The following is a 26,943-nucleotide window of genomic DNA, read 5'->3' as shown; positions in this document are numbered from 1 at the left end:
GACGTTTAGCTTCAGCTGCTTTTTTATCTGCTTCTGCTTGGCGTTTAGCCTCTGCTGCTTTCTTGTCTGCTTCTGCCTGACGTTTTGCCTCTGCTGCTTTCTTATCCGCCTCAGCTAAGCGTTTCGCTTCAGCAGCTTTTTTATCTGCATCCGCTTTAGCCGGATCTACTGACTTTTTTGTATCAGTTTGCTGTCCTTTTGCCTTATTCTCACTACCCGCGACTTCAGGAGGAATATTATCGGAACTTTCTTGTGCAGCAGCTCGGCGAGCATTAATCGCGGCATATTCAGCAGCAGCTTTACGAGCTGCATCCGCTTCTGCCTGTTGTTGCATAGCCAAGAATTCGGCAGCACGAGCCTCTTGTTCTGCTACAGCTTTTTCACGAGAACGGCGCTGTTCTTCAAGAAGACGTTTTTCTGTTTCAACATCAACTGCAAGTGGCTGTAGCTGTACCATCTGCCCTTCTTGTGCTGATTGCTTTGGCTTAGCTTGTAATTTCGGTGATGTTGAAGTTTGGGGTTGAACATCTACCTGTTTTATTTCTTCATTTCCTTTTAGAAGTAATGCTGCCAATAAAACACCACCACCTAATAAAACAACGCCACCCATCCAGCGTTGTTTGTTATTCATTGACATTCTTCCAAATACTCCCAAATCGCTTCTAAAGTATGAAACGAACCACAGGCTAAAATCAGCTGATTGTTATTTGTTTGCTCAAGCGCTGATTTAAAAGCCTCTTTGATATTGCCAAATTGTTGTATTGTCTGGCCTTGCAGGGCGTCATTCAATTGCTGAATCGGTGCAGCACGCGGCACATTCAACTCAGCAATTTTCCAATGTAAAACAGTAGGTTTCAACAAATCGACTACTGATTTTATATCTTTATCTGCCAACATTGAAAATACTGCGACAACTTCTGTGTACTGTTTATTGTATTCTAAGAAATTTCGCAATTGCTTTAACAAAAATTCAACACCATGAGGATTGTGTCCGGCATCAAAAATAATGGTTTTTCCATTAACTTGGCGCACTTCGAAGCGTCCAGCCAAGCGGGCATTTGTAATGCCCTCCTCTAGCGCTAGTTGTGAGATTTCAAGTCCGCTATTTAATACGGCCGCAACTGCTCCTGCAATATTCTCGATTGCAAGTGTACCTAGCGGCAACCTTAAAGTGGTTCCTTCACTTGCAAAATACCAATGTTTTCCATCATCGGCGAGTTTATAAAAATAATCTCTATTAATCGCGTATAGCGTGGCTTGTGAGCTATTTGCCTTATCTTGAATCGCTTGAGGCAAAGATTGCTCACCTGCAAAAATGACAGGAATATGAGGTCGGATAATACCTGCTTTTTCAAAAGCAATTTTTTCGATGGTATCACCTAACCAATCTGTATGGTCGAGGCCAATATTGGTAATCACGGCGACATCAGGGTCAATGACGTTGACAACATCAAGACGCCCACCTAAACCGACTTCAAGAACCCATACATCGCATTGTTGCTGTTTAAAAATAACAAAAGCAGCCAAAGTGGTTGCTTCAAAAAAAGATAGGCTTAAATCACACTCGCGACGAGCCTGATCAACTTGTACAAAAGCATCAATCAGGCTTTGGTCATCAACTTCAACTCCACCTAATTTGACTCGCTCGTTAAAACGATAGATATGCGGTGATTGATACAACCCAACTTTGTACCCTTGTGCTTTTAATATAGACGCAAGCGTTGTTGTGGTTGAACCTTTCCCATTTGTTCCAGCAACAGTAAAAACTTTGGCGTTGGGTTTAGTCACGCCTAATTTTTCTGCTACGGGAATAACACGTTCCAGACCAAGATCGATCCCTGTAACGTGAACATGGCTCCAATAATTGAGCCATGTATCTAAAGAGTCTGTTGAAAGTGGAGCTTGTTGTTTCAAGGTAAGTTCATCAATTTTGATACAAGACGAGATACAGTATCACGTAAAGCATGACGATGAACAATCTGATCGACCACACCATGATCAAGCAGATATTCTGCACGCTGGAACGGCTCTTCTAGTGTTTCACGCACAGTTTGTTCAATCACACGCTTACCGGCAAAGCCAATCATTGCTTTAGGTTCTGCAATATGGATATCACCCAACATTGCTAAAGAAGCTGTTACACCGCCATATACCGGATGTGTTAACACCACGATATAAGGTAAGCCTGCATCTTTTAATTTTTGAATTGCAGCAGAAGTACGTGCCATTTGCATAAGTGACAACATACCTTCTTGCATACGTGCACCACCAGAAGCTGCAAAGCAGATTAATGGCTGACGTTTTTCAATTGCAAGTTCAGCTGCCTTAACAAAACGGTCACCTACTACAGTACCCATTGAGCCGCCCATAAAGTCGAACTCAAAAGCACATGCAATCATATCTACGCCATTTAAGTTACCTTGCATGGCAATTAAAGCTTCCGTTTCACCAGTTTTAGTTTGCGCTTCGCGCATACGATCTGGATACGGTTTGCTATCAACAAACTTTAATGGATCTTTCGCGCTAAACTCTTGACCTAATTCAGCCACAACATTGTCGAAGAACCAGTTTAAGCGATCGCGAGCTTTCATTCGTAAGTGTTCGTCACACTGTGGACATACATACGCATTAAAAGATATTGCTGTACGTGTCACTAAAGCATGACATTCAGGGCACTCAATAGTTGGCTCAGTAAATGTTGCTTTGAGAGTCTGTTGCTCATCTGCAACTTCAATACCTGGAACTGGACGCTGTGTCCATGGCGTCGAAGGGCTAAGAACTTTCCCTGATTTCACTTCTTGATTCATACTAACTCATCGAGCGCTGCTCGAAGCTCCTTGACTTTATTCACCGTCTGTTCAACAGCTTCATCAGCTGCCAACGTTGCAAAAGATTTAACGAAAGCACTACCTACAATCACGGCATCTGCAACACTACCCATCGCTTTCGCTGAAGCAGCATCACTAATTCCGAAACCAACGCCAACTGGAACGTTAGTCATACCTTTGATTTTTTCAATACGTGCAGCCGCTTCAGAAGTATCCAAAGTCGCTGCACCTGTTACACCTTTGAGTGAAACATAGTAGATAAACCCGCTTGCCTGATTCGCTACGTGTTGAATACGTTGATCAGTTGAAGTTGGTGCAAGTAAGAAAATCTGGTTCATATCATGTTGTTTCAAGATTGCACCAAATTCTTTTGACTCTTCCGGTGGTAAGTCCACAAGTAATAAGCCATCTACACCACATTGTTTCGCATAAGAAACAAACTTCTCGTAACCAATCACTTCAACAGGATTAAGATAACCCATTAAAACTACAGGTGTTTCCTGATCCTGCTCACGAAACTCTTTTACCATGTTCAGCGCATCTAAGGTGTTCGTCCCAGCCGCAAGTGCGCGTTCAGCAGCAAGTGCAATTACCGGACCATCAGCCATCGGGTCTGAAAATGGTAAACCAAGCTCAATGACGTCTACTCCTGCCGCAACCATTTTATGAAGTAACGGCACCGTTACTTGTGGCTGTGGATCACCCGCCATGACATAAGATACAAGCGCTTTACGTTGTTGGGACTGCAGCTTTTCAAAACGGGTGGCAAGACGTGACATAGGGTTGTGCTTTCCTTGAATTATTTAAAATTGAGGAGTTGTTTGTAGAAATACAAGAACACCGCATTTTAACGCTATTTTTTGTTCATTGAACAGGTCTAACGTTATGGCGATATTCGATTGTATGATTCATACAACCCATGGCGTACATTTATCAATATTTTGAAACTTTTCTCAATGATCAAAGCTTCCTATTTTTGGGCCATTATTGATTTACAAATTGAGCAAAAAAGCATCCAAAATTCTATTTCGTTGTATTTTTCTGGATGAGCTGTAATTGCTTTTTTCGAGTTAATAATGTTTGCCCTGTTAAATTTTTATATGCTCTTGCCAGTGCAGACTGATCCGAATAACCCAACTGGTCGGCAATTGCAGTCAGACTTTCATTTTGGCTTAACAATATCTCGCAGCGTTTCATACGCTCAGCATCTAAAATTAATTTAAATGAAGTGTTTAATGCCTGTAATTGGCGCTGCAAGCTTCTTACGGAAACATTCAGTTCGATGGCAATATCTTCTATTTTGGGTGCTTGCTGCTTATGCTTAAAGTATTCCTGTACGATCCAATGTATTTGCTGAACTAAATCGGCATGTATTTTCCGCTGAACTAAAGCTTCTTCGGCTTGTTTCACCAAAAGTTGCACTAAAGTTGGGTCTGCATGTTGAGGGCGAACATTTAAACTTTCACTTGCAAAAGTTAATGCATAGTAAGGCCGTTCAAATGACAATTTGCACTGAAAGAAACGTTGATAGTGAACCACTGCCCCACGCGCTCGGTGTACGAACTCTACATGCTGTAAAAGAAACTCATGTAAAGGGGCGATCTGTTTAGCAAGCTGTACCATTGCGGCCAAAGTCAGCTCACTCAGTAGAATATTACTGTCATCGACCAAAGGCCAATATAGGCGAATTTTGGAGGCATCCTGTTCAATTTGTATAGGGACAACCTGTGCACCATCAATGACCAAACGATGAAACTTTGCAATATACTCCACCACTTGACCTAAGGTATCACTTCTGGACGCCATATAACCCAAGACCCCAAAGTTGGCAGGGGTAATACAGGCTGCCATCTCTAAAGCCAAATTAGTCACATGTAATCGCGTTTCAGTTATCTCTAAAAGTTCAATAAAAAGGTCTAAAGAAGATTGAGCATCTATAGAAGCAGATAAAATATTTTGGACTTGACGTGTTTGAATTTCACTTAAATTAAGTGTCTGCCAATCTATTCCCTTTTCTTTTAAATACGTATTCCAAAGGTAGAAGTAACCATTTGAGATAGTAAATTCTTGCATGGCGCGTCCTTTTTACTGCCATTTTGTCGCAAACTGTATAAAAATTGGCGATAACTGTCAAAACAAAGCCGACCACTCGCGACATACTAATGAAAAGGTTATAGTTGCGAGAAATAAAAGATGAACGCACATGTTTCTTATCAGGTCGAACCAGTAGTTCGTAAAGATCTCGATTTTCATTTAAACGAAGCACCTCGCTTTTGGTTTAACAATGACCCTTTTTTAACTCGTATGTTTGATGCACTCAGCTTAACCTTTCCAGATGGAGAGCGTTACTTCATTGAATGTGTGCGTATGTTCCGCGATAAAATTGATGACCCTGAACTACAAAAACGAGTTGCGGATTTTATTAAACAAGAAGCTCAACACGGTATTGCACATGACAAAATGAATCAGCTCATGAAAGAGCAAGGCATGCCTGTTGACCAGTTCACAACCACCCTTAAAAAGATTTTCCGCTTTGAACTAACAAAACGTTCACCAATATTGCGATGACGGCGGCAGCGGAACATTTAACAGCGTTAATGGCAGAAACCTTTTATAGCAATAAAAAAACTTTAGAAAATGCTCACCCCTATGTCCGAGCGCTGTTTGCATGGCATGCCATTGAAGAGATGGAGCACCGAGATGTTGCCTTTGATGTCATGAAACAGGTGGGTGAAGTTCCTGAGTCGACTCGTCGTTTTGTATTGGTTCTTACAACAGTACTTATGTTTGGCTTTACACTCTACCGCACGAATATCATGTTGAAATGTGATGGCTTCAGTCCAAGAGAAAGACTTTTGATGAACCTTAAAGGTTTACCTTGGTTCTTTGGCAAAAATGGCACATTAACCGCTATGAAAAACCAATATTTAGATTGGTTTAAAAAAGACTTTCATCCAAGTCAGCATCCTGTTATTCGTCAGTATCCCGTTTGGATTGAAACTTTGGAAAAAACAAATGACCCTATTGCAGCGGGTGAAGCATTTTGGCAAGCAGGTTTATAACCTGCTTGTTACCATTTTGCATAATGTTGCTCTAGTAAACCGTATTGTTCTTTGCAATTGATTATATCGGTTGTCTCATGCTCAATCGTGCCGCTAATTTTAGCTTGCCATTGATTGAACTGACTGCCAATCATTCTTAAGTTTATATTTTCATATCGGCACCACCCAATATGCACTTGTAGATTAAGTTTTTGATCTAGAGAACTAATTTGCCAAAGTTCATCATTTACTTTTTCAAATAAAACGTCTGTGAGCGGAAATAAAACTCCGTTAATCCATAGGCAGTTTTCATTACCAAAGCTTTCATTAACACCAGAGGCCAGATTTAACCCAATACGACGCCCCTGTTCATCCCAGAAGTTACATGAGAGCCAGAACCAAGCTGTTTCAGGACGTAAAAATCCGCAAGTATCATCAAGTGAAGCAAATGTCTTTTCATCAAATTGTACAACTTGATTTTGCTTATTAATGAACATTCCCTCTACAGCCAAAGTGGTCTGCTTTTGGGTATAGGTCCAACCATTGATGCCTGTTGGGGTACACAAGCTCAAAATATCTGTTCCGGCGCAGAAAATACGGGCACTCAGACAAATTTCCCCATATTTAGTTACCCGAATGTATCGCACACCATTGGCATGCTGAATATCAAACTGATAAGGCGATTTAGAAAAATAACTTTGATTAAACAAAGGCTGTTCATCAAGATACGTCTTGTGACCTAACGGCTGAATAGCATTCCACTCAATGACTTGCCCTGTTTCATGGTCATAGATATAGAAAAAACTGTGTCCGACCCAGCCAATATCTGCAATTGCCAGACCAATACTATAATGTTTATGTTGAATGCCACAGAATTTAAATTTCTTATATTTTAATTGTTTGCGCCAGCCTTTTAGGACTTTGCCATAAGGAGTTTTATAAATATAACGTTGGACATGAATGGTGGACGGTACAGATTCAAAACGCCCATAACGAGGCTGTCCATTTTCTTGAATTAAATCCATTTACCCACTTCCATATGAATATTAGATTTCAAATGACCTATCCCACAGTCAAATATGTATTTTCCCAAATTGTTGCAGCAAAATCGCCTTTTATTAAATGAATATAACGGCCTGCCACGCAATCTATCGCTAAACAGTCATCAATATCAATGACCCGGTCTGTATGTGCTTTTTGCCACTGCCGATCTATAAATTGTTTACCTAGTTGTTTGGCAACTACCGTGTTGGGTGCCACCACAAACTCATAACGATGAAGTTCACCGAATTCACTTGCATTATATCCACCTAGATTAATTAAATATAACTTTAAATCATCTGGTTGTGGAGCAGCATCTGTAAAGTGAATTTGATAATTTTGCCCTTGAGAGCTAACACCAGAGAGCTTGGCCCAAGCATCAATATGTAATCCTTGAGCCTCACCAAACCAAGCCTGTTTAAGTTGAGGATAAACTTCTTCCAAAGTATCTCCTACAGCCATGACCACATCATGAACTTCTGTATTAGCACGTGCATGACGCCCGCCCAACATCACCATAAACAAGCTTGGCATTGTATCCTCTTACATCTCGACCATTTCTACGCCATCAATGCGTGCAACTGTCATTAAGTCTTTATCGCCACGGCCTGAAACAGTCGCAATAATAATCTGATCTTTAGACATCGTCGGTGCAAGCTTAGACACATAGGCCATCGCGTGCGAGCTTTCAAGCGCAGGAATAATCCCTTCGATTTTGGTTAAGTCACGGAAACCTTGAAGAGCCTCTGTATCGTTAATTGGAACGTATTCTACGCGTTTCATATCTTTCAAGAAGCTATGTTCAGGACCAACACCCGGATAATCAAGGCCCGCCGAGATACTGTGTGTCTCAATAATCTGGCCCTGTTCATCACTCATTAAGTAAGTACGGTTACCATGTAATACACCCACATGGCCCGCATTTAACGGCGCAGAGTGTTTACCAGTTTCAATACCAAAACCAGCAGCTTCAACACCATACATTTTTACACTGGCATCGTTTAAGAACGGATAGAACAAGCCCATTGCATTCGAACCACCACCTACACAAGCAACTAATGCATCTGGTAAGCGACCTGCTTGTTCCAAAATCTGTTTACGCGCTTCACGACCAATAATTGACTGGAAGTCACGAACAAGTTGAGGATAAGGATGCGGGCCTGCAACTGTACCAATCACATAATATGTTGTATCAACGTTGGTTACCCAGTCACGCATCGCTTCGTTCATGGCATCTTTTAATGTTTTAGAGCCACTTTGCACAGGTACAACTGTTGCACCCAACAAACGCATACGGTAAACGTTCATCGCTTGACGCTTAACGTCTTCAGCACCCATATAAACAACACATTCAAGACCTAAACGTGCTGCAATTGTTGCTGTTGCTACACCATGCTGGCCTGCACCAGTTTCGGCAATAATACGTTTTTTACCAGAAAGCTTTGCCAATAACGCCTGACCAATCGTGTTGTTTACCTTGTGTGAGCCAGTATGGTTCAAGTCTTCACGTTTAAGGTAAATTTGCGCACCACCTAACTCTTTTGACCATCGCTCAGCATAATAAAGTGGACTAGGACGACCTACATAGTAGGCGAGGTCACGGTCGAATTCTGCCAAAAACTGTTCATCATTTTTCATGCGGGAATAGAGATTTTCCAAATCTTCTAATGCCGCCATTAAAGTTTCTGACACAAAACGTCCGCCATGGATACCGAAATGCCCATTTGCATCTGGGAATTGGGTATAGTCAATCACATTATTTTGCTGATCCACGTTGGACTCCTTGCATAAATCGTTCAATGAGTTGTTGGTCTTTTATACCTTTTGCGGACTCTACGCCTCCGCTCACATCTACTGCAAAAGCACCGGTAGTATGAATAGCGTCAATGACATTGTCAGGGGTTAAACCACCTGCCAAGATTAATGGAATATCAAGTTTCGGGAATTTAGACCAGTCAAACTGATGTCCTGTGCCCCCTTTAAGCTCAGGATGCCACGCATCGAGCAATACAGCACTGGCACCAGCTGCCTGATATTTTTGAATTTCAGCAATTACATCCAGATCAGGTTTAACCTGAATCGCTTTATACCAGCGACGTTTACAATGACGCGCTATTTCCTGACATTGTTCTGGAGTTTCATCGCCATGTAGTTGTAATACATCTAGGGGAACACAATCAAGTATATCCTGAATTTCAGTAACACTCGCGTTTACAAACAAACCCACCATTTGTACATAAGGCGGAACGAGTTTTGCTAATTCTTCTGCCTGTTCAACTGTTACATTTCTTGGACTCGGCGGAAAAAAAACAAAGCCTATCGCATCTGCTCCCGCTGCAACTACTGCCTGAACATCTTGCTTGCGAGTAATTCCACAGATTTTTGCTCGTGTACGTTTTTGGTTTGATTGGCTCATGAGCTGCTTAAACTACAACCATTTCTTAAAATAAGCGCCATTGTAATGCAATTTTTGCCCCTTGCGTAAAAGTTCTCAGGGAATTGCTTTAAATGACATTGTACGAAGTAATTCGGCACTTTATACTGCGTTCAAATGGAAGCAAGTGTAAGCAATTCATGCTTTAGGGAAGCTGGTGAAAGTCCGGCACTGCCCCCGCAACGGTAACAATGTAAAGCATATTTTTTAAGTCGAAATCGACTTACACCACTGCAGTAGTGTGGGAAGGTGAATATGTCCATAAATGAATTATGGCGCTGAAGTCCGGAGACCTACTTGTTTCATCTATCTACCCGATCATTCACGTGGGGTGAATGTATGGAGCATGTTATGTCTAAATCTTTTCAACCTACTCGTCTGGTAGGGGCTATCGCTATTGCGATGGGGTGTTCACCTGTTATTTTTGCTGAAGATGCAACAGATGCAACTCAGCTTGACCCAATTGTTATCACTGCTTCAAAAAGTGCTGAAAAAGCAAGTGAAGTTCCAGCGCGTATTTCAGTAATCTCTAAAGAAGAAATTGAAAAAAATCCTGTTTTAAATTTATCTGATGTATTACAAAAAGATGCATCTATTTATATAAAACAATCTGGTGGCGTTGGTCAGCTCACAGACCTATCTTTACGCGGTGGACAAACGGGCTCAACATTATTATTAAAAAATGGCGCTCGCTTAAATACTCAAAATGGCTTAGGCCCTGTTTCACCTGAATTTATTAACCTATCAGATGTAGACCAAATCGAAATTTTAAAAGGCCCAGCATCTGTTCAATATGGTTCAGATGCTATTAGTGGCGTAGTACAATTAATTTCCAATAATCCAACAAAATCTGGAGCAAGTTTAACAGGTGTGTATGGTGAAAACCGTACTTATAAAACACTTGTAAATGCCGATTATGTAGATGACAGTGGTTTTTATGCAAGTATCGGTGGTCAACGGATGGAAACTGATGGTACTAGTATTATCAATATACAAGATAAAAGTGAAAAAGCAGCATTTGACCAAAAAGGATATAATGCAAAAATTGGTTATAGTAATGATGTAATTAACACAAGCTTAGCAATTGACCAAAATCAAGGTACGAATAACTATACTACGAACTATTCAACGAACAATGCAAAACGTAATTTTGAAAATCGTCTAGTAAATTGGCTGGCTAGTTATAAGGCTTCTTCTGATTTAGTTTTAAATGCACGTTATTCTCACTATCTTGATAAAATCGAACAAGTAATTTATCAAAGCCACTTTAATACAACCTCTGATGAAGGGGACATAAATGCCAAATGGAATTTTGTACCAAATCAGAATATTTTAGCGGGTGTTACATACAATCGATCAAAATATGATGCTAGCTCATCTCCTGAAGCTGTAAGAGATATCAGCTCTACAGGTTATTATTTACAACATCAATATAACGATAATGGTATTCATACTCAGGTTGGTGTCCGAGTTGAAGATAATGATTGGTTTGGTACACATACAGTTGGACAAGCTGCAATTCGTTATCAAATCTCTCCTCTAACAAGTATCTACACTAACATTGGTACTGCATTCAAAGCACCGACCCTTGAACATCTATATGGCTCTTACGGCTATGATTTTTATAGTAACCCTGATCTAAAACCTGAAGAAAGCAAGTCATATGAAATTGGTATAGATCAGAAATTTAATTATGGTATTTCTGCCTATCTTTCTGGCTACTATACAGATGTTAAAAATTTAATTAGTTATGGTGCTATAAATGGTAGAACAACATATATCAACTTAAATAAAGCTGATATGAAAGGTGGTGAAATAGGTCTAAAGTGGTCTAAGGATAATATCTTTGTTAATGCTGAATACGCTTATGTAGAAGCTAGAGATAAAGATAAAGACATAGATGTCCCTTATCGTCCCCGTCAAACATATACTTTAACTACAGGCTATGATGATGGTATTTATGGGGTGAATGCTTCTCTAGTCTCTCGCTCTAAAGCAAACGCACAAAATATTGAAAACTCAGTTAAAGTTCCAGGCTATGCAACTGTTGATTTAAATGCTTTTTGGAATATGAATCCAAATATAAAGTTATTTACGAACATCCAGAATATTGGTGATGTACGTTATAACACTGCATATAATGCTCAATCTTCATTCTCTCCGGAATACTGGTATATCAACGGTGGCCGCCAAGCTTCTGTTGGCGTAACTTTCCGTTATTAATTTCTCAATCTGATTATAAAAATATTTTCTTAACTCCAGTTTCGGGGTAATGTTCTGACCGACATTATCCCCTTTTTTATGTTCAGGATATCTATCATGGGACACCGTTTAAGCAAAATCTATACACGCACAGGCGATTCAGGTACCACAGGTTTAGGCGATGGCTCTCGTGTTGCTAAAGATGATCTAAGAATTGCGGCACTTGGTGATGTCGATGAACTAAACGCCATTATTGGTGTGCTCCGTGCACAAATTACAGCCAGCCAAATAACTAATAAGGCTGATTGGGATAAAAGCTTAAGTCTGATTCAACATTGGCTTTTTGATTTAGGTGGAGAGGTTTGTATTCCAAATTACAATTTGCTTCAGCCGGTTTGTATTGAATTTCTTGAAAAAGAAATTGACCGTATGAATGAAGATTTGCCTATGCTAAAAGAATTTATTCTGCCATCTGGTTCTTTATCTTGCAGTTATGCCCATCAAGCCCGTGCCGTTTGTCGTCGTGCAGAGCGATCGCTCATGTCAGTACAAACTCGCGATCAAAATATTCAAGCCACTGCCCTTCAACTTTTAAATCGTCTATCTGACTGGTTATTTGTCGCATCGCGTGCTTTACAGCGTGCTGAAGGTGGACAAGAAGTCCTTTGGCAAAAAAATATTAATGAGATGATTTAAAAATAGATTAAGTTAAGAATGATCTCTATGTTTAAAGAGATCATTATCAAAAAGAACGGACAATAGAAATCTATGCGCATTATTGGTCATCGTGGTGCACGCCGAGAAGCTCCTGAAAATACATTAGGTGGTTTTCAGCACATTAAAAATTTAGGTATTCGTGGTGTCGAATTTGATATTCGTCAGCTGCAAGATCAAGAGTTGGTCGTCATTCATGATGATAATTTTTTGCGCACGGCAGGTGTCGACCAAATTGTAGAGCTATCAACTTTGGCTCAAGCATTATCATTTGATCATCGTCAAAATTGGCCTAACTGGCCAACCTCTGAACCAACCCCTACTCTTACAGGCGTTTTAAATTTACTTGATAACTTTGATCATATTGAAGTTGAAGTTAAAGCTGTAAGAGATATGGCATTAGCAGAAAAGTTAATTCAAAAGCTTGAGACTGAGTTACAAGGTTTCGAGAAAGTCGTGACCATCACAAGTTTTGATCTTCAAATTCTAACCGCTTTACGTGATATCAACTCTCAATTTAAACGCGGATTGTTAGTTGAACTTCCGGTTGGAGCAACAGCGATTGAACTTGCTCATCAATATGGGTGCTGTCATATTGGCTGGCATGATCAACTTGCAACAGATGAAATGATTCAATTGTCGCATCAAGCTGGTTTGAACATTAGTGTCTGGACAGTGAACGATGTAGAAAGAGCAAAAAGACTACGGGATTTAGATATTCAGGGCTTAATTACAGATACTCCAACCACAATGCTTGAAGCTCTTTAAATATAAAAAAGGTGGTACTGACCACCTTTTATTTTTTCTCGGCCTGAATCAAACGCTGACCGCTTTGATCAAGTAGATATAAGGTATTACCTACCAACTGGAAGCGTTTAATACGTTGTAAAGAATCGACCAATTCTGCTTCTTGAGCCAACGCGCCATCACAACTCGAATGACCTGCGTTAACTTCCATATCAAGTTTCTTTTGGCTGAAATCAAAAGTATATCGTCCAAAAACACGATTACATCCTGTATGACCAGTTACTGTTTTGACTGTAGAGTTCAATGAAAGAGTCGGCCACTGGTTAAAGAATTTTGCCTTATGACCATTTATCTGGGTAATTTGCCAATCTATATCTTGAACACCATCTGGACTCACTTTCTTTTTCACAACTGGCGTTTGTACACGATGTGTTGGTTTTACTTGGCCTTTGTGATTATTTGGTTGCGGCGTGCTTTGACATGCTGCCAATACAAGGCTGATTGCGATGAAAAGACATTTCAATGGCAATTTCCTTGCAATATCAATGCTATTCTTTTTTCTCAATCGCTGTATTTTCATTACACAACTTCTCCTATCTGAAATGTTGTCAGGCATGGTTTAATTCTGTTACGGTTCTTTCAATACATCTGTACAATAATGCTAGTGATTCTCACTAAGCACGTGCTAATATGATGTGCAAAATAGCAATATATCTTGAAGATTGGTTTTGCTATGTCGATTTGTCTTTTTACCTTGTATGACAAGGTTTCTAGGAGCGCTGCCGGATATGACTTCCGCCCCACTCAAGGCCCCAATTAACTGGACCGCTAGCATTACCTTAATTGGTTTACCAATTCTTGCTGCAATCATAATCCCGATTTATGCGTATTATTATGATTTTAGTGTAAGCGCATGGGTAAGCTTATTTTTTCTTTTAGCTTTAAGTAGCATGGGGATTACTGCTGGTTACCATCGTCTTTGGGCACATCGTGCTTATGAAGCGTCGTTACCACTTAAAATTCTTTTAATGATTGGCGGCACATTTGCTGTACAAAACAGTATTCTGTTTTGGGCATCTGGTCACCGTACCCATCACCGTCATGTCGACGATGTAGATGAAGATCCATATTCAATTGAACGTGGCTTTTGGTATGCCCATATGGGTTGGATGATCCGCGATCATTCTCCATCTGAACCAGATTTTAAAAATGCACCAGACTTACTCAATGACAAACTGGTGATGTTCCAACATAAATACTATGCCTTGATGGTCGTAGCAGTTCACGTTGGTATTTTAGGTTTGGTTGGCTGGGCAACTGGCGATTTATGGGGTGTTGTACTTCTTGGTGGTCTATTACGTTTAATCATTAGTCATCAAGTTACATTCTTCATCAACTCACTTTGCCACATGTTCGGTAAACGTCCTTATACTGATGAAAACTCAGCACGCGATAACTTCTGGTTAGCGATTGCAACTTGGGGCGAGGGTTACCACAACTATCACCATATTTTCCAGTACGATTATCGTAATGGTGTGAAATGGTGGCAATATGATCCAACAAAATGGCTCATTTGGACATGCTCTAAGATCGGTTTAGCAAAGAACCTACGTCGTATTCCAAGCTTTAATATTAAAAAAGCAGAATTGGCAATGAAGTTTAAATATGCTGAACAAGACTTGGCTATTTATGGTCATGATGTAAATGCCGACATTAGTCAAATGAAGCAACGTATTGCTCAAGAGTATGAAGCATTTACGCATACTTTAAATGACTGGGCGAAACTCAAAGAACAAGAGTTACAAGCAAAGAAAGCAGCAATGGCTGAAAAGATTCACAAAATGGATCACAAGTTAAAAGTTGATTTCCAATTGCTTGAACATCGTTTGAGTCATCACCGTGAGTGTTTAGAAACTTTAATGCGTAACATTAAAAAGAACACAAACGTCGTACCAGACTAATACGTCTTTATCCCGAAATAGCACCTGTAGAGCCATACTTTGCAGGTGCTATTTTTTTGGCTTGTTTTTAACTATGGTATAGTGAATTTTGCCTCAAATATTTAGTCCAGCCTATGCAATTTAATCCGCTTTATTCATCGCTCAATCCTAAGCTTTTTCATATCCAGCAACCTTCTCCGCTTCGTGGTGCAAAGGCTGGACACTTTAATTTAGCTTTAGCCGAAGAGTTACAATGGACAGATGAAGAAAAACAGGCTTGGGTAGAAATTTGCAGTGGTCAGCGTACCTTCTCGGAATTCCCGCCTTTGGCTATGGTGTATGCAGGCCATCAGTTTGGGCAATGGGCCGGTCAACTAGGCGACGGACGTGGCTTACTCATTGCGCAGATTCTTAATAAAAAAGGCCAAACTATAGATTTACATTTAAAAGGTGCAGGCCCTACACCCTATTCGCGTATGGGAGATGGGCGAGCAGTTTTACGCTCTGTTATTCGTGAATATTTAGCAGGACATGCTTTAAATGCTTTAGGGGTTGCCTCTAGTCACGCAATAGGTTTTACAAGCTCCACTCAAGGTGTACAGCGTGAAAAGCTAGAACCTGGCGCAATGTTACTTAGAACATCTGAATGTCATATTCGTTTAGGCCATTTTGAATGGATCAATCAATATGCACCTGAGCTATTGGCCGAGTTCACACAAAAATGTATTGAATGGCACTATCCAGAATGCCAACAAGAAGAGCAACCTATTTTAGCTTTTGCTAAAGCTGTGATTAGAAATACAGCCATTATGATCGCCAAATGGCAGTTGGTCGGTTTTGCTCATGGTGTGATGAATACCGATAACTTAAATATTACGGGTTCTACACTCGATTTTGGTCCATACGGTTTTATGGAACGTTTCCGACCAAATTGGATTAACAACCATTCCGATTACCAAGGGCGTTACACCTATCAAAACCAACCTAGTATTGCGCACTGGAACTTATGGACTTGGTTAAATAATCTCATTCCACTTGCCGAACCTGAGCATAAAGAGCAGTTCAAAGAAGCGCTGGCCGCTTGCCTAGAAGAATTTGAGCCGACTTTTATTGAGCATTACACCACTGGGTTATGTCAAAAAATGGGGCTTCCTCATTTTCATAAAGACAGTACTGAATGCGGCTTAAGCTTTTTGCGTATTCTGCAAGCGGAGCAGCTCGATTACACCCAAAGCTTCATTCGCCTTCAAAATAAAGAATACAAAGCTTTACGTGATGACTGCCTTGATATTCGACAATTTGATGCATTCCTTACGCAGTATCAAAACATCCGTGAATATCAAGATATTGATGAGCTTGATGCAAACATGCAGCAGGTAAATCCAATTTATATCTTACGTAACCATATGGCACAGCGAGCTATTGAGGCAGCGGAGCGAGATGATTTTAGTGAGGTTGACCGCTTATTTAAGCTACTCAACCATCCCTATACAAGACAACCAGATTTGGAAAAACCGGAAGATTTAGGTCCGTTACCAAGCGATGTACCTGATGTAGCGGTGAGCTGTTCTTCTTAATTTTTTATCCACATTTTCTGTGGATAACATTGTGGTTATCCACAGCATAACTTTTCTAAGCAATTATTCTTCTGGATATTCGAAGCGGTAACCTACTCCATAAACAGCTTGAATCCACTCATGACGGTTACCAGTTTCGGCCACTTCCGTGATTTTTCGACGCAAGTTTTTAATATGGCTATCAATAACTCGGTCGGCAACATCAAAGCTATCCGGATTAATATGATCTAATAATTGTGCACGTGAATAAACTTGCCCCACATGTTCTAAAAATAACTCAAGTAGGCGAAATTCTGTTGGCGTTAAACTTAAAGATTTTTGTTGATACCAAATTCTTTGCTGTGCTTTATCAATACGGAAAGAATCATTTTGCTCTGGCTCAGCCTTACGTTCTAAACGGCGTAAAACGGCCTGCACACGAGCAACCAGTTCTTTTGGACTAAAAGGTTTGCACACATAATCATCTGCCCCCATGTTTAGACCCAAGACACGATCAATTTCTTCGGTACGTGCCGTCACCATAATAATCGGTAAATCTGACTGTTCACGTACCTTACGGCAAATCGTTAAACCATCCATTCTTGGAACCATTAAGTCCAGAATCATTAAATTAGGTTTACGTTGTTGAAAGCTCGTGTAAGCATCCTGACCATCATGAAACATGCTTACTTCGAATCCAGCAGCCTCAAGATAATCACGCACCAGATGCGCTAACTCGACTTCATCCTCAACCAACATAATATGTTTCATGGGCCATTTTTCCTTTTATTTAACTCTGCTTTTTAAAGGTCAGTACACAACGTAAACCACCTAATGGTGAGTGTTCAAAACTGAGTGTACCACCAAGCGCCTGCGCAATTTTACAAGATAAAGCTAAGCCTAGTCCTGTTCCACCTGTACTACGCGTACGCGAATCATCGACACGATAAAAACGTTCACCTAAACGTGATAATTGCTCATCACTTAAACCAAATGGACTGTCATCAACATATAAAGTCCACTCCTGAGGCGTTTGACTTGTATGAATATGAATCTTTCCACCTGTTTCGGTATAGCGAATACTATTACCAATCAAATTAACAATAATTTGTTTAAATCGATCGCGGTCTAACAATAAAGAAGCACCTTCACCTTCCACCTCAATTTCTAACCCTGCTTGTTCGAGTTTAGGTCTGAAATTTTCGACTTCTTGCAGTATAACTTCCCAAGGATTAACCGAACTCAAATAACATTTAAGTTGTTGAGCATCAGCCTGAGCCAAGTCTGCCAAATCTTGTGTCAATTTCTTTAAACTCGAAACTTGTCGCATCATGGCATCAAGATGTTCAGGTGTTGCCTTTCGGATACCGTCTTGCATCGCTTCAATCTGCGCTTGCAAAACAGCCAATGGAGTTTTCAATTCATGAGAGGTATCTGCAACCCATTGACGTCGTGATTCTTCATGCTGATGTAAAATTTCAGCTAAATGATTTAATTGAGTAGATAAATCACCTAACTCATCATTTCGTTTAATCACAACTTGGTGTTGATAATTACCTTTTGTTAACTCATTTGTTGCATTTAATAGACGCTGAATTGGCTTTTTAAAATAAGTTGCCATTAAAAGTGCTGCAACTAAACTCGACAGTAATGTTAAGGCATAAATTAAAAGTAAATAGCGCTTTTGATTACTGAAGAAATTAATACTTAATGCATCTTCTTTATCTAAAACTGGTTTTAGACCTAAATAACCTACGACCTGACTATTAACCATAATTGGGCGATAAGACATCTGATCCGAAGACGGCGGTTCACCCACTACGAACTGGTGTTTGGCATCATATAAAGATAAACGAGAACTTAAGCCCAGCCGGTCTGGTAAAGCAATAAAACGCTTCTTACCATTTTGCGTCTCAATGTCTTTGAGGCTTCCTTTTTTTGATTTGTTTTTATCATCGCTTGGACGAAACTGGTTTGCACTTAGCGGGAATCTTAAACCTTCAAACGGTTGATATTCCGAAGGTAAGTTTTGCTCAAGCGTACGTAGTTCTTCATCACTAAAAATAGAGTTCTTATTTACCGTTCCCGCATCTGGAGAAATATTAATGAGAGTGTGTTCATCGAAAGAATGCTGCTGAATGGCAATATCATATTGACGGCGTAACCACCACTGGGAAAGACGGTCATAATCATCTGGTGCTGCCGTTCCTTCAATTTGTAAGATTTGCGCCTGAATCGCATTCCCCCAATCATGATAAACGGTATATACATTTCCCAGATTAGTAATGAGCCGATCTAGCTTTTGCATTTCAACATCGGCTACATATTTGGCAAAGTTCTTTTGCATCGTCCAGTGCAGTACACTCAAACTCGCAGTTGCAATTAACAGCGTGGTAAGCAAGACCGTTAAAAATAACCGCAAGGCTATGGGAACACGTAGAACGTTCAAAAGCACTCTCTCATTTTTACTCTATATTTTGCATTGTAACCAACAACGAAAAGAAAAACTCTCCATTGTTTCTTCATCTTTATTATCTAATCTTTAAGTCATCTTAAAACAAACATTAAAGGGTTTTAACCATGAAAATGACGGCTAAAATTGCATTATTCAGTGCAGCAATTGTAACTATGGGTAGTTTGGCTGCTTGTCAATCAACAACTCAACCACCTAAGCCAGAACATGGCATGATGCAAGATGGCCCACGTGATGGTCACCACCATCGTATGAAACACCGTGAATTTACGCCTGAACAAAAAGCAGCATGGGAACAACACCGTGCAGAGCGTAAAGCTCGTTTTGAGCAAATTCAAAAAGCATGTGAAGGTAAAGCTGTTGGACAAACTGTCAATGTTCAAGTTGGAGATAAAACACTTGAAGGTACATGTAACCTCCGCTTTGAGCCAAAACGTCCTCAACCACCAGTCAATGCCCCTGCTCCAGTAGCATCTTAAGCAAAATAATTCTAAAAACAGTAAAACAAAAGGCGCCAGAAGGCGCCTTTTGTTTATACATAACTATTTACGATTTTGACTATTTGTCTCATCTAAACTTCATCAAAAGTGTTTACACTCAAAGCACTTACATAGTTCAAGTATTTTTTTCTTGACTTTGCAGTCACAAAGTAAAGGCCCCGAGGTGCTTGTACAGTTATGCAAGTTGTTGCACGATGTAATAGTTCAAGGTGCCTTATGGCACATTATCGTAGATTAGGATTATAACTCTGGTTTCACCAGTATTGAGGAACCCGATATGCCACAATACAAAGCGCCCTTACGTGATATGCAATTCGTTTTGCATGAATTATTAAATGCTGAAGAACACTATGCAAAATTACCTGACTTTCAAGGTAACGTAAGCCGTGAATTGGTTGATCAATATTTAGAAGCTGCGGCAGACTTCTGTGAAAATGAACTTTCTCCTTTAAACCAAGTTGGCGACCGTGAAGGTTGTACTTGGAATGATGGTGTTGTAACTACACCAACAGGCTTTAAAGAAGCTTATCAAAAATACATCGAACTTGGCTTCCCGTCTTTATCAGCAGAAGAACAATACGGTGGTCAAGGCTTACCTAACTCTTTAGGTATCGCAATTTCAGAAATGGTAGGTAGCTCTAACTGGGCATGGGGTATGTACCCTGGTTTGTCTCACGGCGCAGTACGTACATTAGAACATCACGGTTCTGAAGAGCAAAAAAATACTTACTTACCAAACCTTGTTTCAGGTGTTTGGACAGGTACCATGTGTTTAACTGAATCTCATGCAGGTTCAGACTTAGGTATTATCCGTACTAAAGCAGAACCAAATGCAGATGGTAGCTATGCAATCTCTGGCGAGAAAATCTTTATCTCTGCTGGTGAACACGACATGGCTGAAAACATTATCCATATCGTTCTTGCTCGTCTACCAGGCGCACCAAAAGGGACTAAAGGGATTTCGTTATTCATCGTTCCTAAGTTCAATGTCAATGCAGACGGAACTCTAGGCGAACGTAATGCCGTACGTTGTGGTTCAATTGAACACAAAATGGGTATTCACGGTAACGCGACTTGTGTCATTAACTTTGACCAAGCAAAAGGTTATTTAATTGGCCCTGAAAACCGTGGTTTGAACTGTATGTTCACCTTCATGAACACAGCACGTATTGGTACTGCGGTTCAAGGTTTATCTGCATCTGAGTCTTCTTTCCAAGGTGCTTTAACTTACGCGAAAGAACGTTTAGCTATGCGTTCACTTTCTGGTCCTAAAGCTCCAGAAAAAGAAGCAGATCCAATTATCGTTCACCCTGCCGTTCGTAACATGCTTTTAACTCAAAAAGCGTTTGCTGAAGGTGGTCGTGCACTTGTGTACTTACTTGCTCAATATGCAGATATCGTTGAAAAAGGCGAAACTGAAGAAGAGCGTAAGTTTGCTGACAACATCTTGTCTTTATTGACTCCAATTGCAAAAGCATTCTTAACTGAAACAGGTTCTGAATCTGCTAAGCACGGTGTTCAAGTGTTCGGTGGTCATGGTTTCATTTCTGAGCATGGCATGGAGCAAATCGTACGTGATACACGTATTGCTTGTTTGTATGAAGGTACAACTGAAATTCAGGCACTTGATTTGTTAGGCCGTAAAGTTTTACAAACTCAAGGTGCTATGCTTCGTGATTTCACTAAGATTGTTCACAAGTTTGTAGAAGCAAACAAAGATAATGCTGCCATGAAAGAATTTGTTGAGCCACTTGCTGCGCTGAACAAAGAATGGGGCGACCTCACTATGCAAATCGGTATGCGTGCAATGCAAAATCCGGATGAAGTGGGTGCAGCGGCTGTAGATTACCTCTACTTCTCTGGTTACGTTACTTTAGCTTATCTATGGGCTCGTATGGCGCTTGTAGCACAAGAGAAATTAGCTGCGGGTACAACCGATGTTGATTTCTACAATGCGAAAGTAACTACTGCTCGCTTCTACTTCAAGAAAATTTTACCGCGTGTACGCTCTCATGTAGACGTTATCGCAGGTGGTTTAGACCCATTGATGGCATTAGATGCTGAACATTTCGCTTTCTAATCATAGTTAGTTGCGATATGCAATGTTAAAAACCAAAAAAGGACTGCTCAGTTTTGACGGTCCTTTTTTTATAAAATCAATGATAAATTTAGATTTTAAATTCAATATCCATTTCGTTTTACAGGATATCTAGCACAGGCCGATGTGCACAAAAAAGGTGAACGATTATGCCAATTTACAATGCTCCTTTAGCTGATATGAAATTCATCTTAAATGATGTATTTAAAGCAGAACAATTTTGGCAGGCTAATGAGAAACTCGCTCATGTAGATGCTGCAACAGCTGAAGCAATTTTAGAAGAAATGGCTAAATTTGCTCAGAACGTGACTCATCCATTAAACCGTACTGGTGATGAAGAAGGCGCTCGCTACGAAAACGGCGAAGTCTTTACTCCTGCTGGCTTTAAAGATGCATTTCGTCAATATGCAGAAGGTGGTTGGATTGGCTTAGGTGCAGATGAAGAATGGGGCGGTCAAGGCATGCCAAAAATGCTTACCGTTCTTGCCGATGAAATGTTATTCGCGACAAACCCATCTTTCATGCTCTACCCACTTCTTTCAGTAGGCGCAGGTATGGCTTTAAGTAGCTATGCATCTCAAGAGCAAAAAGAAACGTATTTACCTAAGATTTATTCAGGTGAATGGTCAGGTACCATGTGTTTGACTGAACCACATGCCGGTACTGACTTAGGTATTATCAAAACTAAAGCCGAGCGCAATGAAGATGGTACTTATAACATTACAGGTACTAAAATCTTCATCACTGGCGGTGACAATGATTTAGCAGAAAACATCATTCACTTGGTACTTGCTAAAACTCCAGATGCTCCTGCTGGTTCACGTGGTATCTCGCTATTTATTGTACCGAAATACCTTGTAAATGAAGACGGTTCTTTAGGTGACCGTAACCATGTTGGTCCAGGCTCTATTGAACATAAGATGGGGATCAAAGCATCTGCAACTTGTGTGATGAACTTTGACGGTGCGAAAGGTTACCTCGTTGGTAAAGAAAACGAAGGCCTTGCTGCCATGTTCGTTATGATGAACTACGAACGTTTATCAATGGGTATTCAAGGTTTAGGTGCTTCTGAATTTGCTTATCAAAATGCTGCTCAATACGCGACTGACCGTTTACAAGGTCGTAGTGCAGCTGGTGTTCAGTCACCAAGCAAACCCGCTGATAGCATTTTAGTCCACGGCGATGTACGTCGTATGTTGTTAAATGTACGTGCAAACAACGAAGCTTCTCGTGCCTTTGCAGTTTATGTAGGCCAGCAGCTCGATATCACTAAATTCTCAACTGATGCAGAAGCCGTGAAAAAAGCCAATGACCGTGTTGCGCTTTTAACTCCAATTGCAAAAGCTTACCTCACAGATACAGCATTCCAAGCAACTTTAGATGCTCAAATGGTATTTGGTGGTCACGGTTATATTCGTGAATGGGGTATGGAACAATGTATTCGTGACCTTCGTATTGCTCAAATCTACGAAGGAACCAACGGCGTTCAATCTCAAGATTTAATTGGTCGTAAAACCATTAAATGTGGCGGTGCATTCATTGCTGAATACATCACTGAAATCCGTGACTTTGCAAATGACCTAGACACTGACTTGAACTTCATTAAAGATGCAACTTTAGATGCTGCAACTGAAATCGAAGCAATCACTCAGTTTATTATTGAGCAAGCTGCAGAGAACGTAGAGTTCCCGAACTCAGCTGCGGTTGATTATTTACATGCAGTGGGTCTACTCAGCTTCTCTTATATGTTTGCAAAAATTGCTGCCGCTGCTAAAGATAAGTCTGGTGATTTCTATCAGAACAAACTTGCATTGGCTCAATACTTTGTTGAACGTATCTTGCCAGATATTGATGCACGTATTGCTAAAATCAAAGCAGGTTCAGACTTAATTATGGGCTTTAGTGAAGATTACTTTACAAACCAAGCGTAATTAAATTTTTTATAAAAACGCCTGAATAATCAGGCGTTTTTTATTTTGTATTTACTATTTCCATTGGCACAAAATTTGTTTAATTTCTAAACATTCTCATATCAAAAAAGATTTTACTATGCCTGATCCCAAAAAGTTTGAAAGAACCCTTGATCGGTTTGGACATTATGCTGTTGAGGCTTTTCATTATTTAGCCTTATTTATTATAGGCTGTATGATTGCTTGGTCTGCTGCTCATACCGTTTTTGAAATTCTGACCGTCAAAAAATATGCATCAATCGATGACATCTTATTGTTATTTATTTACCTAGAACTTGGGGCAATGGTTGGAATTTACTTTAAAACCAATCATATGCCTGTACGTTTTCTTATTTATGTCGCCATTACAGCCCTAACACGTTTACTGATTTCTGATATCCAACATGACCATAAAGCTGACCTTGATCAAGTCATTATTACTGGCTCAATTCTTATTTTAGCCTTATCTATTTTAGTTGTCCGTTTTGCTTCTTGGCACTACCCATCTGTTATGAAAGAAAAACATTCAAAAACGTCTACTTCTTTAAAAACACCCCAACCGCAAGATGACGAGTTGGCATAAAAAAATGGCCCTAAGCTGGCCATTTTTTATTTTACATTTAACGAACTCGATAAATGTGATGTTTCGAGTCAACCAATAAGTATTGGTTAGGAGTTTTCACCCAGTGGTATCCACGTGGTGGTGCATATAAGCGATGTGCATGCCAATCTGAAACATAATAATGGCTATTACGGTATTCCACAGGAATACGATCACCGCGCTTAAAGGCTACATATCGGCCATAATGGTTGCCACGCTCAGAATGTGACCAAACAGGAGCTCTATGATCATTGCGGTGGTCATAACGATAATCATGACGCTGTTCATAGCGATTATGGTCTTTACCGTGATAGTTATCCCAACGATGATTTGAATCGGCCATCGCAGTTGCCGACATACCCAACATTAATGTTGAAAGTACGAGAACAATAGGCTTTTTCATGGAGTATTCCTTTTTATCTTGATCTGAAGCTAGATTAAGAGAGAGTCAAGGAGAAACCATGAATAAAATGGCTTTGATTGATATTGTTTGTAATGACTATAAAGAAAATATGAAGAATCTGTATCTGTGCTACCATTAGCATTTTTCAAGCTAGGTCAATTGCTGTGTCTGAAATCAGTTTTGAACGTCTTCATCAATTTTTCTGCAAAGTTCCAAGTGTACAAGAAGCCCGTATCATGGCTCATGGAGCAGATGGCGAACACGCTTGGTGGTTTAAGTTCAGTATTGATGTACAACACCCTCTCGCATGGCAAACCGTTCAAGAACTAGGTCATGTTTTAAATTACCTGTCGACGAATGAACGTTTACCTACTTTATTCTTTCCTGTGTCTCCACCACCTTACATGAATGGTGAAGCAAAAGATTTTTTATCATGGGTTATTCAGTGTAATCACCCTGAGTTTTCTCCAGATGTGGTTTGTGATTGGCTTGAAGCGCGTTTGCCGAATCCTGTAGATGATGAGTCGCAGTGGAAAATTAAGACGGATTTGAGTGAAATAGAAAAGTTAGATGATAAAGCGTTGGATCAGTTGATTCCGCCAGCGCCTTAAAATATTCAAAGTTTTATTCTCTATTTTTAATTAGCACGACGGGGTCTTACCGCTTTAATTTCTATTTGTAGTAGCTAATTCGTTACTTTGGTTTCGCCCAAAGTAACCAAAAGCATTTGTCATCCACAAAACCTGAGGTACAGATAGCAAAGATTAATAATCTTTGCCGTACCGCAAGGCGAAAGCTATGCTTGTGTTTGAACTACGCACTTTGTTTGTCTTGCGCTCGAAGCAAACGATGTTTGCTTTCCCTCGCTCAGGTTGTGGATGACTCTAAGCACAAGCCATTTTTTTGGAAAACTTCAAGATAGTAATTAAAAAGTCGATAAACCTGACCATTCCATAAAACGATAAATCCAATACTTCACTTTAGACTCATCGGCATACTTCGCATAGTCCACGCTCATCTGTCTACCTTGTAGGTTTGACCAAGAGGTATTGAAGTAATTCTGAGCGTCTTTAAAGACTTGATCTTGAACTTTGCCTACAACCAACATATCCGTTTCAAGGTTATAATTTTTTAAATTACGGGCTGTAAAATTGGCAGATCCTACAATTAACTCAGCTTGTTGAGCATTATATTTCAAGATCATTTTGCTATGGTTCTGCTCGCCATGAGTATCACACCAACGAATTGGAATGCCAGCAGCATGTAACTCTGACGCTACCTGACGGTTTGGGATACCATTCTTTTGTCTACCAAACGCATCTTTATTTGGATCGAGTAAAACACGAACAATAACGCCACGTTCTTGGGCACTTTTTAGAGCTTTAATAATCTTACGTTCAGACAAATAGAACATACTTAAATCAAGATGTTCTTTAGGTTTAGCCGTATTAATTAATTTTAATACAGCTTCATAGATTGCCCCTTCAGTTAGCACTTGAATTTGAGGCTTGCTAACGTCTTTTTCAAAATCGCCTAAAATAAGTGATGGTGAACTACTTCCTGACATTTGCGCAACAGCAGCTTCGGTTTGAAGTACATCAGCAGCTGTGGCTCCATTTACCACCAATGCCACATTAGAATGGCGCGAACTACCATCATGCGGATTTGCTGAGGTCACCAATGACTTCCAACCCGCATCGGTATCAACGACAACAGTTTTACGATGGTTTGCTTTAAAGTTAAATAAGTTCAAATAACTACGTAGCGTAATTTTTTCATCGCCAAATGGGTTGGGTAACCAGCCTTTCTCTGGATTATTGCCAATATTTTGGCAACAGATGTACCAAAACCCTGACCAGAATGGGTTAGAAGCACGTAAAGGTGCCAGATTCGTTTCGATGACATCAACACCAGCTTGGCGTAATTGACGGTAGTGTTCAGGGCTTAGTCCACCATATACCGAATTAATCGGGTCGGTAATCATAACAACCTGAATTTGAGGGTTTTGTCTTTTTTTACTCACTAATGCATCAGTGAGCTCTTGCATCAATGGTCGTTGCTTTAGTTTTGAATCGCCTACTTCTGAATTAAATAAGAACATATCCACCACAATTGTGGTTTTTGCCTCATCAATCATTTTCAAGATTTCATCAAAGATGTGCTGATCAACCTGTTGTTGCCCGTTCGCATCAATATACGTTTTATCGGCTAAAAATTTAACATCGGCATGTCTGAGCTTGCCACTAAAGTTAATTCCTTGCGGCAATGGTTTCACTGTGTGATAAATTGCCGATGCAAGATATGCAATAGCAACAACGCAAAGTATGACCGCCATATAACGACGTCCTGACCAATTTAACTTTTGATGAATTCGCTGAAAAATACGCATAAAAAAGACCTAACTTGATGGTTTCAA

At 40.1% G+C, this 26,943-nt stretch carries 23 protein-coding genes, 2 pseudogenes and 1 riboswitch; of the genes and pseudogenes, 11 read left to right on the top strand and 14 right to left on the bottom strand.

Translation table 11 applies throughout. The features are described from left to right. The 5 genes and pseudogenes from C1642_RS04810 to C1642_RS04790 form a co-directional block, all read right to left on the bottom strand. Positions 1–637: pseudogene (locus C1642_RS04810) on the bottom strand (SPOR domain-containing protein); the annotation flags it as partial. Beyond that, complete coding sequence (gene folC / locus C1642_RS04805; protein ID WP_002059473.1) at positions 628–1,914, bottom strand: bifunctional tetrahydrofolate synthase/dihydrofolate synthase; 1,287 nt, start codon at positions 1,912–1,914, stop codon at positions 628–630. The pseudogene C1642_RS04810 and the gene folC, both read right to left, overlap by 10 nt. Next, positions 1,911–2,807 (bottom strand): acetyl-CoA carboxylase, carboxyltransferase subunit beta, encoded by an 897-nt coding sequence (gene accD / locus C1642_RS04800; RefSeq protein ID WP_001071168.1) that lies wholly within the window; start codon positions 2,805–2,807, stop codon positions 1,911–1,913. The genes folC and accD overlap by 4 nt, the downstream gene beginning before the upstream one ends. Next, the gene (trpA, locus tag C1642_RS04795; RefSeq protein ID WP_017725449.1) at positions 2,804–3,607 is read right to left on the bottom strand and encodes a tryptophan synthase subunit alpha; all 804 of its coding nucleotides are present in this window, start codon (positions 3,605–3,607) and stop codon (positions 2,804–2,806) included. Before trpA ends, accD begins: the two co-directional genes overlap by 4 nt. 244 nt (positions 3,608–3,851) lie before the next feature. Further along, positions 3,852–4,901: an AraC family transcriptional regulator gene (locus tag C1642_RS04790; protein WP_032025863.1), complete on the bottom strand. Its 1,050-nt coding sequence runs from the start codon at positions 4,899–4,901 to the stop codon at positions 3,852–3,854. A gap of 120 nt (positions 4,902–5,021) precedes the next feature. On the opposite strand from C1642_RS04790, the pseudogene C1642_RS04785 reads away from it, so the two are divergent. Then, a pseudogene (locus C1642_RS04785) lies at positions 5,022–5,890 on the top strand (metal-dependent hydrolase). Positions 5,891–5,898: 8 nt separating this feature from the next. On the opposite strand, the gene C1642_RS04780 reads toward C1642_RS04785, so the two are convergent. Genes C1642_RS04780 through C1642_RS04765 form a run of 4 tightly spaced genes read right to left on the bottom strand, consistent with a single transcriptional unit; the run spans position 5,899 to position 9,326 of the window. Further along, positions 5,899–6,894, bottom strand: coding sequence for a DUF2804 domain-containing protein (locus tag C1642_RS04780; RefSeq protein ID WP_103235986.1), 996 nt, complete (start codon positions 6,892–6,894; stop codon positions 5,899–5,901). A gap of 37 nt (positions 6,895–6,931) precedes the next feature. Then, positions 6,932–7,444 carry a DUF1543 domain-containing protein gene (locus C1642_RS04775; RefSeq protein WP_001139544.1) on the bottom strand — a complete coding sequence of 171 codons (513 nt, stop codon included), beginning with the start codon at positions 7,442–7,444 and terminating at the stop codon, positions 6,932–6,934. A gap of 9 nt (positions 7,445–7,453) precedes the next feature. Beyond that, positions 7,454–8,683: a tryptophan synthase subunit beta gene (gene trpB / locus C1642_RS04770; RefSeq protein ID WP_000372737.1), complete on the bottom strand. Its 1,230-nt coding sequence runs from the start codon at positions 8,681–8,683 to the stop codon at positions 7,454–7,456. Beyond that, entirely contained in the window at positions 8,667–9,326 is a 660-nt protein-coding gene (locus tag C1642_RS04765) for a phosphoribosylanthranilate isomerase (RefSeq protein WP_000083551.1), read from the bottom strand. The genes trpB and C1642_RS04765 overlap by 17 nt, the downstream gene beginning before the upstream one ends. 126 nt (positions 9,327–9,452) lie before the next feature. Continuing rightward, positions 9,453–9,660: riboswitch (cobalamin riboswitch) on the top strand. A 35-nt stretch (positions 9,661–9,695) separates the two neighbouring features. Between C1642_RS04765 and C1642_RS04760 the strand changes: the two genes are divergently transcribed. The 3 genes from C1642_RS04760 (at position 9,696) to C1642_RS04750 (ending at position 13,028) form a co-directional block, all read left to right on the top strand. Further along, positions 9,696–11,567 (top strand): TonB-dependent receptor plug domain-containing protein, encoded by a 1,872-nt coding sequence (locus tag C1642_RS04760; RefSeq protein ID WP_103235985.1) that lies wholly within the window; start codon positions 9,696–9,698, stop codon positions 11,565–11,567. A gap of 96 nt (positions 11,568–11,663) precedes the next feature. After that, positions 11,664–12,242: a cob(I)yrinic acid a,c-diamide adenosyltransferase gene (locus tag C1642_RS04755; protein ID WP_103235984.1), complete on the top strand. Its 579-nt coding sequence runs from the start codon at positions 11,664–11,666 to the stop codon at positions 12,240–12,242. Positions 12,243–12,314: 72 nt separating this feature from the next. Beyond that, the gene (locus tag C1642_RS04750; protein WP_103235983.1) at positions 12,315–13,028 is read left to right on the top strand and encodes a glycerophosphodiester phosphodiesterase; all 714 of its coding nucleotides are present in this window, start codon (positions 12,315–12,317) and stop codon (positions 13,026–13,028) included. A gap of 28 nt (positions 13,029–13,056) precedes the next feature. Here the strand turns inward: C1642_RS04750 and C1642_RS04745 are convergent, their stop codons facing one another. Continuing rightward, positions 13,057–13,587, bottom strand: a complete 531-nt coding sequence (locus C1642_RS04745) for an META domain-containing protein (RefSeq protein WP_000701693.1) — start codon at positions 13,585–13,587, stop codon at positions 13,057–13,059. A gap of 208 nt (positions 13,588–13,795) precedes the next feature. Here C1642_RS04745 and C1642_RS04740 point away from each other — a divergent pair, with 208 nt between their 5' ends. Together C1642_RS04740 and C1642_RS04735 are read left to right on the top strand one after the other, a co-directional pair. Further along, positions 13,796–14,968, top strand: a complete 1,173-nt coding sequence (locus C1642_RS04740) for an acyl-CoA desaturase (RefSeq protein WP_000199593.1) — start codon at positions 13,796–13,798, stop codon at positions 14,966–14,968. A gap of 113 nt (positions 14,969–15,081) precedes the next feature. After that, positions 15,082–16,524: a protein adenylyltransferase SelO gene (locus C1642_RS04735; protein ID WP_065708328.1), complete on the top strand. Its 1,443-nt coding sequence runs from the start codon at positions 15,082–15,084 to the stop codon at positions 16,522–16,524. 63 nt (positions 16,525–16,587) lie between these two features. Here the strand turns inward: C1642_RS04735 and C1642_RS04730 are convergent, their stop codons facing one another. Both C1642_RS04730 and baeS read right to left on the bottom strand, forming a co-directional pair. Beyond that, positions 16,588–17,274 carry a response regulator gene (locus C1642_RS04730; RefSeq protein WP_000680577.1) on the bottom strand — a complete coding sequence of 229 codons (687 nt, stop codon included), beginning with the start codon at positions 17,272–17,274 and terminating at the stop codon, positions 16,588–16,590. Between the two features lie 19 nt (positions 17,275–17,293). Then, on the bottom strand, positions 17,294–18,952 hold the full coding sequence (gene baeS / locus C1642_RS04725; protein ID WP_005119692.1) for a sensor histidine kinase efflux regulator BaeS: 1,659 nt from the start codon (positions 18,950–18,952) through the stop codon (positions 17,294–17,296). A gap of 131 nt (positions 18,953–19,083) precedes the next feature. On the opposite strand from baeS, the gene C1642_RS04720 reads away from it, so the two are divergent. The 4 genes from C1642_RS04720 (at position 19,084) to C1642_RS04705 (ending at position 24,106) form a co-directional block, all read left to right on the top strand. After that, positions 19,084–19,455 carry a hypothetical protein gene (locus C1642_RS04720; protein ID WP_000784266.1) on the top strand — a complete coding sequence of 124 codons (372 nt, stop codon included), beginning with the start codon at positions 19,084–19,086 and terminating at the stop codon, positions 19,453–19,455. Between the two features lie 298 nt (positions 19,456–19,753). After that, positions 19,754–21,556, top strand: coding sequence for an acyl-CoA dehydrogenase C-terminal domain-containing protein (locus tag C1642_RS04715; RefSeq protein ID WP_001136744.1), 1,803 nt, complete (start codon positions 19,754–19,756; stop codon positions 21,554–21,556). 167 nt (positions 21,557–21,723) lie between these two features. Further along, the gene (locus tag C1642_RS04710) at positions 21,724–23,505 is read left to right on the top strand and encodes an acyl-CoA dehydrogenase C-terminal domain-containing protein (RefSeq protein ID WP_001123422.1); all 1,782 of its coding nucleotides are present in this window, start codon (positions 21,724–21,726) and stop codon (positions 23,503–23,505) included. Between the two features lie 118 nt (positions 23,506–23,623). Then, positions 23,624–24,106 carry a phosphate-starvation-inducible protein PsiE gene (locus C1642_RS04705; protein ID WP_001113294.1) on the top strand — a complete coding sequence of 161 codons (483 nt, stop codon included), beginning with the start codon at positions 23,624–23,626 and terminating at the stop codon, positions 24,104–24,106. 37 nt (positions 24,107–24,143) lie between these two features. On the opposite strand, the gene C1642_RS04700 is transcribed toward C1642_RS04705, so the two are convergent. Next, on the bottom strand, positions 24,144–24,527 hold the full coding sequence (locus C1642_RS04700) for an RcnB family protein (RefSeq protein ID WP_103235982.1): 384 nt from the start codon (positions 24,525–24,527) through the stop codon (positions 24,144–24,146). 164 nt (positions 24,528–24,691) lie between these two features. Between C1642_RS04700 and C1642_RS04695 the strand changes: the two genes are divergently transcribed. Next, a complete protein-coding gene (locus C1642_RS04695) occupies positions 24,692–25,138 on the top strand; it encodes a hypothetical protein (RefSeq protein ID WP_001290064.1) in 447 nt (148 codons plus the stop codon). A 314-nt stretch (positions 25,139–25,452) separates the two neighbouring features. On the opposite strand, the gene C1642_RS04690 is transcribed toward C1642_RS04695, so the two are convergent. Further along, the gene (locus tag C1642_RS04690; protein WP_065708330.1) at positions 25,453–26,916 is read right to left on the bottom strand and encodes a phospholipase D family protein; all 1,464 of its coding nucleotides are present in this window, start codon (positions 26,914–26,916) and stop codon (positions 25,453–25,455) included. Between the last annotated feature and the right edge of the window lie 27 nt (positions 26,917–26,943).

The sequence above is a fragment of the Acinetobacter sp. AKBS16 genome, from assembly GCF_002899995.1.
In the GTDB taxonomy this organism is placed as follows: Bacteria; Pseudomonadota; Gammaproteobacteria; order Pseudomonadales; family Moraxellaceae; genus Acinetobacter; species Acinetobacter baumannii.
Note: the sequence above shows the minus strand (reverse complement) of the source record. Positions and strands in the feature narration are given on the sequence as shown.

What these genes read in the sequence shown, in the direction of transcription:
- accD (WP_001071168.1), bottom strand. Translation starts at nt 2,807, where the DNA reads ATGAATCAAGAAGTGAAATCAGGGAAAGTTCTTAGCCCTTCGACGCCA.
- trpA (WP_017725449.1), bottom strand. Translation starts at nt 3,607, where the DNA reads ATGTCACGTCTTGCCACCCGTTTTGAAAAGCTGCAGTCCCAACAACGT.
- C1642_RS04790 (WP_032025863.1), bottom strand. Translation starts at nt 4,901, where the DNA reads ATGCAAGAATTTACTATCTCAAATGGTTACTTCTACCTTTGGAATACG.
- C1642_RS04780 (WP_103235986.1), bottom strand. Translation starts at nt 6,894, where the DNA reads ATGGATTTAATTCAAGAAAATGGACAGCCTCGTTATGGGCGTTTTGAA.
- C1642_RS04775 (WP_001139544.1), bottom strand. Translation starts at nt 7,444, where the DNA reads ATGCCAAGCTTGTTTATGGTGATGTTGGGCGGGCGTCATGCACGTGCT.
- C1642_RS04765 (WP_000083551.1), bottom strand. Translation starts at nt 9,326, where the DNA reads ATGAGCCAATCAAACCAAAAACGTACACGAGCAAAAATCTGTGGAATT.
- C1642_RS04760 (WP_103235985.1), top strand. Translation starts at nt 9,696, where the DNA reads ATGTCTAAATCTTTTCAACCTACTCGTCTGGTAGGGGCTATCGCTATT.
- C1642_RS04755 (WP_103235984.1), top strand. Translation starts at nt 11,664, where the DNA reads ATGGGACACCGTTTAAGCAAAATCTATACACGCACAGGCGATTCAGGT.
- C1642_RS04750 (WP_103235983.1), top strand. Translation starts at nt 12,315, where the DNA reads ATGCGCATTATTGGTCATCGTGGTGCACGCCGAGAAGCTCCTGAAAAT.
- C1642_RS04745 (WP_000701693.1), bottom strand. Translation starts at nt 13,587, where the DNA reads ATGAAAATACAGCGATTGAGAAAAAAGAATAGCATTGATATTGCAAGG.
- C1642_RS04740 (WP_000199593.1), top strand. Translation starts at nt 13,796, where the DNA reads ATGACTTCCGCCCCACTCAAGGCCCCAATTAACTGGACCGCTAGCATT.
- C1642_RS04735 (WP_065708328.1), top strand. Translation starts at nt 15,082, where the DNA reads ATGCAATTTAATCCGCTTTATTCATCGCTCAATCCTAAGCTTTTTCAT.
- C1642_RS04730 (WP_000680577.1), bottom strand. Translation starts at nt 17,274, where the DNA reads ATGAAACATATTATGTTGGTTGAGGATGAAGTCGAGTTAGCGCATCTG.
- C1642_RS04720 (WP_000784266.1), top strand. Translation starts at nt 19,084, where the DNA reads ATGAAAATGACGGCTAAAATTGCATTATTCAGTGCAGCAATTGTAACT.
- C1642_RS04715 (WP_001136744.1), top strand. Translation starts at nt 19,754, where the DNA reads ATGCCACAATACAAAGCGCCCTTACGTGATATGCAATTCGTTTTGCAT.
- C1642_RS04710 (WP_001123422.1), top strand. Translation starts at nt 21,724, where the DNA reads ATGCCAATTTACAATGCTCCTTTAGCTGATATGAAATTCATCTTAAAT.
- C1642_RS04705 (WP_001113294.1), top strand. Translation starts at nt 23,624, where the DNA reads ATGCCTGATCCCAAAAAGTTTGAAAGAACCCTTGATCGGTTTGGACAT.
- C1642_RS04700 (WP_103235982.1), bottom strand. Translation starts at nt 24,527, where the DNA reads ATGAAAAAGCCTATTGTTCTCGTACTTTCAACATTAATGTTGGGTATG.
- C1642_RS04690 (WP_065708330.1), bottom strand. Translation starts at nt 26,916, where the DNA reads ATGCGTATTTTTCAGCGAATTCATCAAAAGTTAAATTGGTCAGGACGT.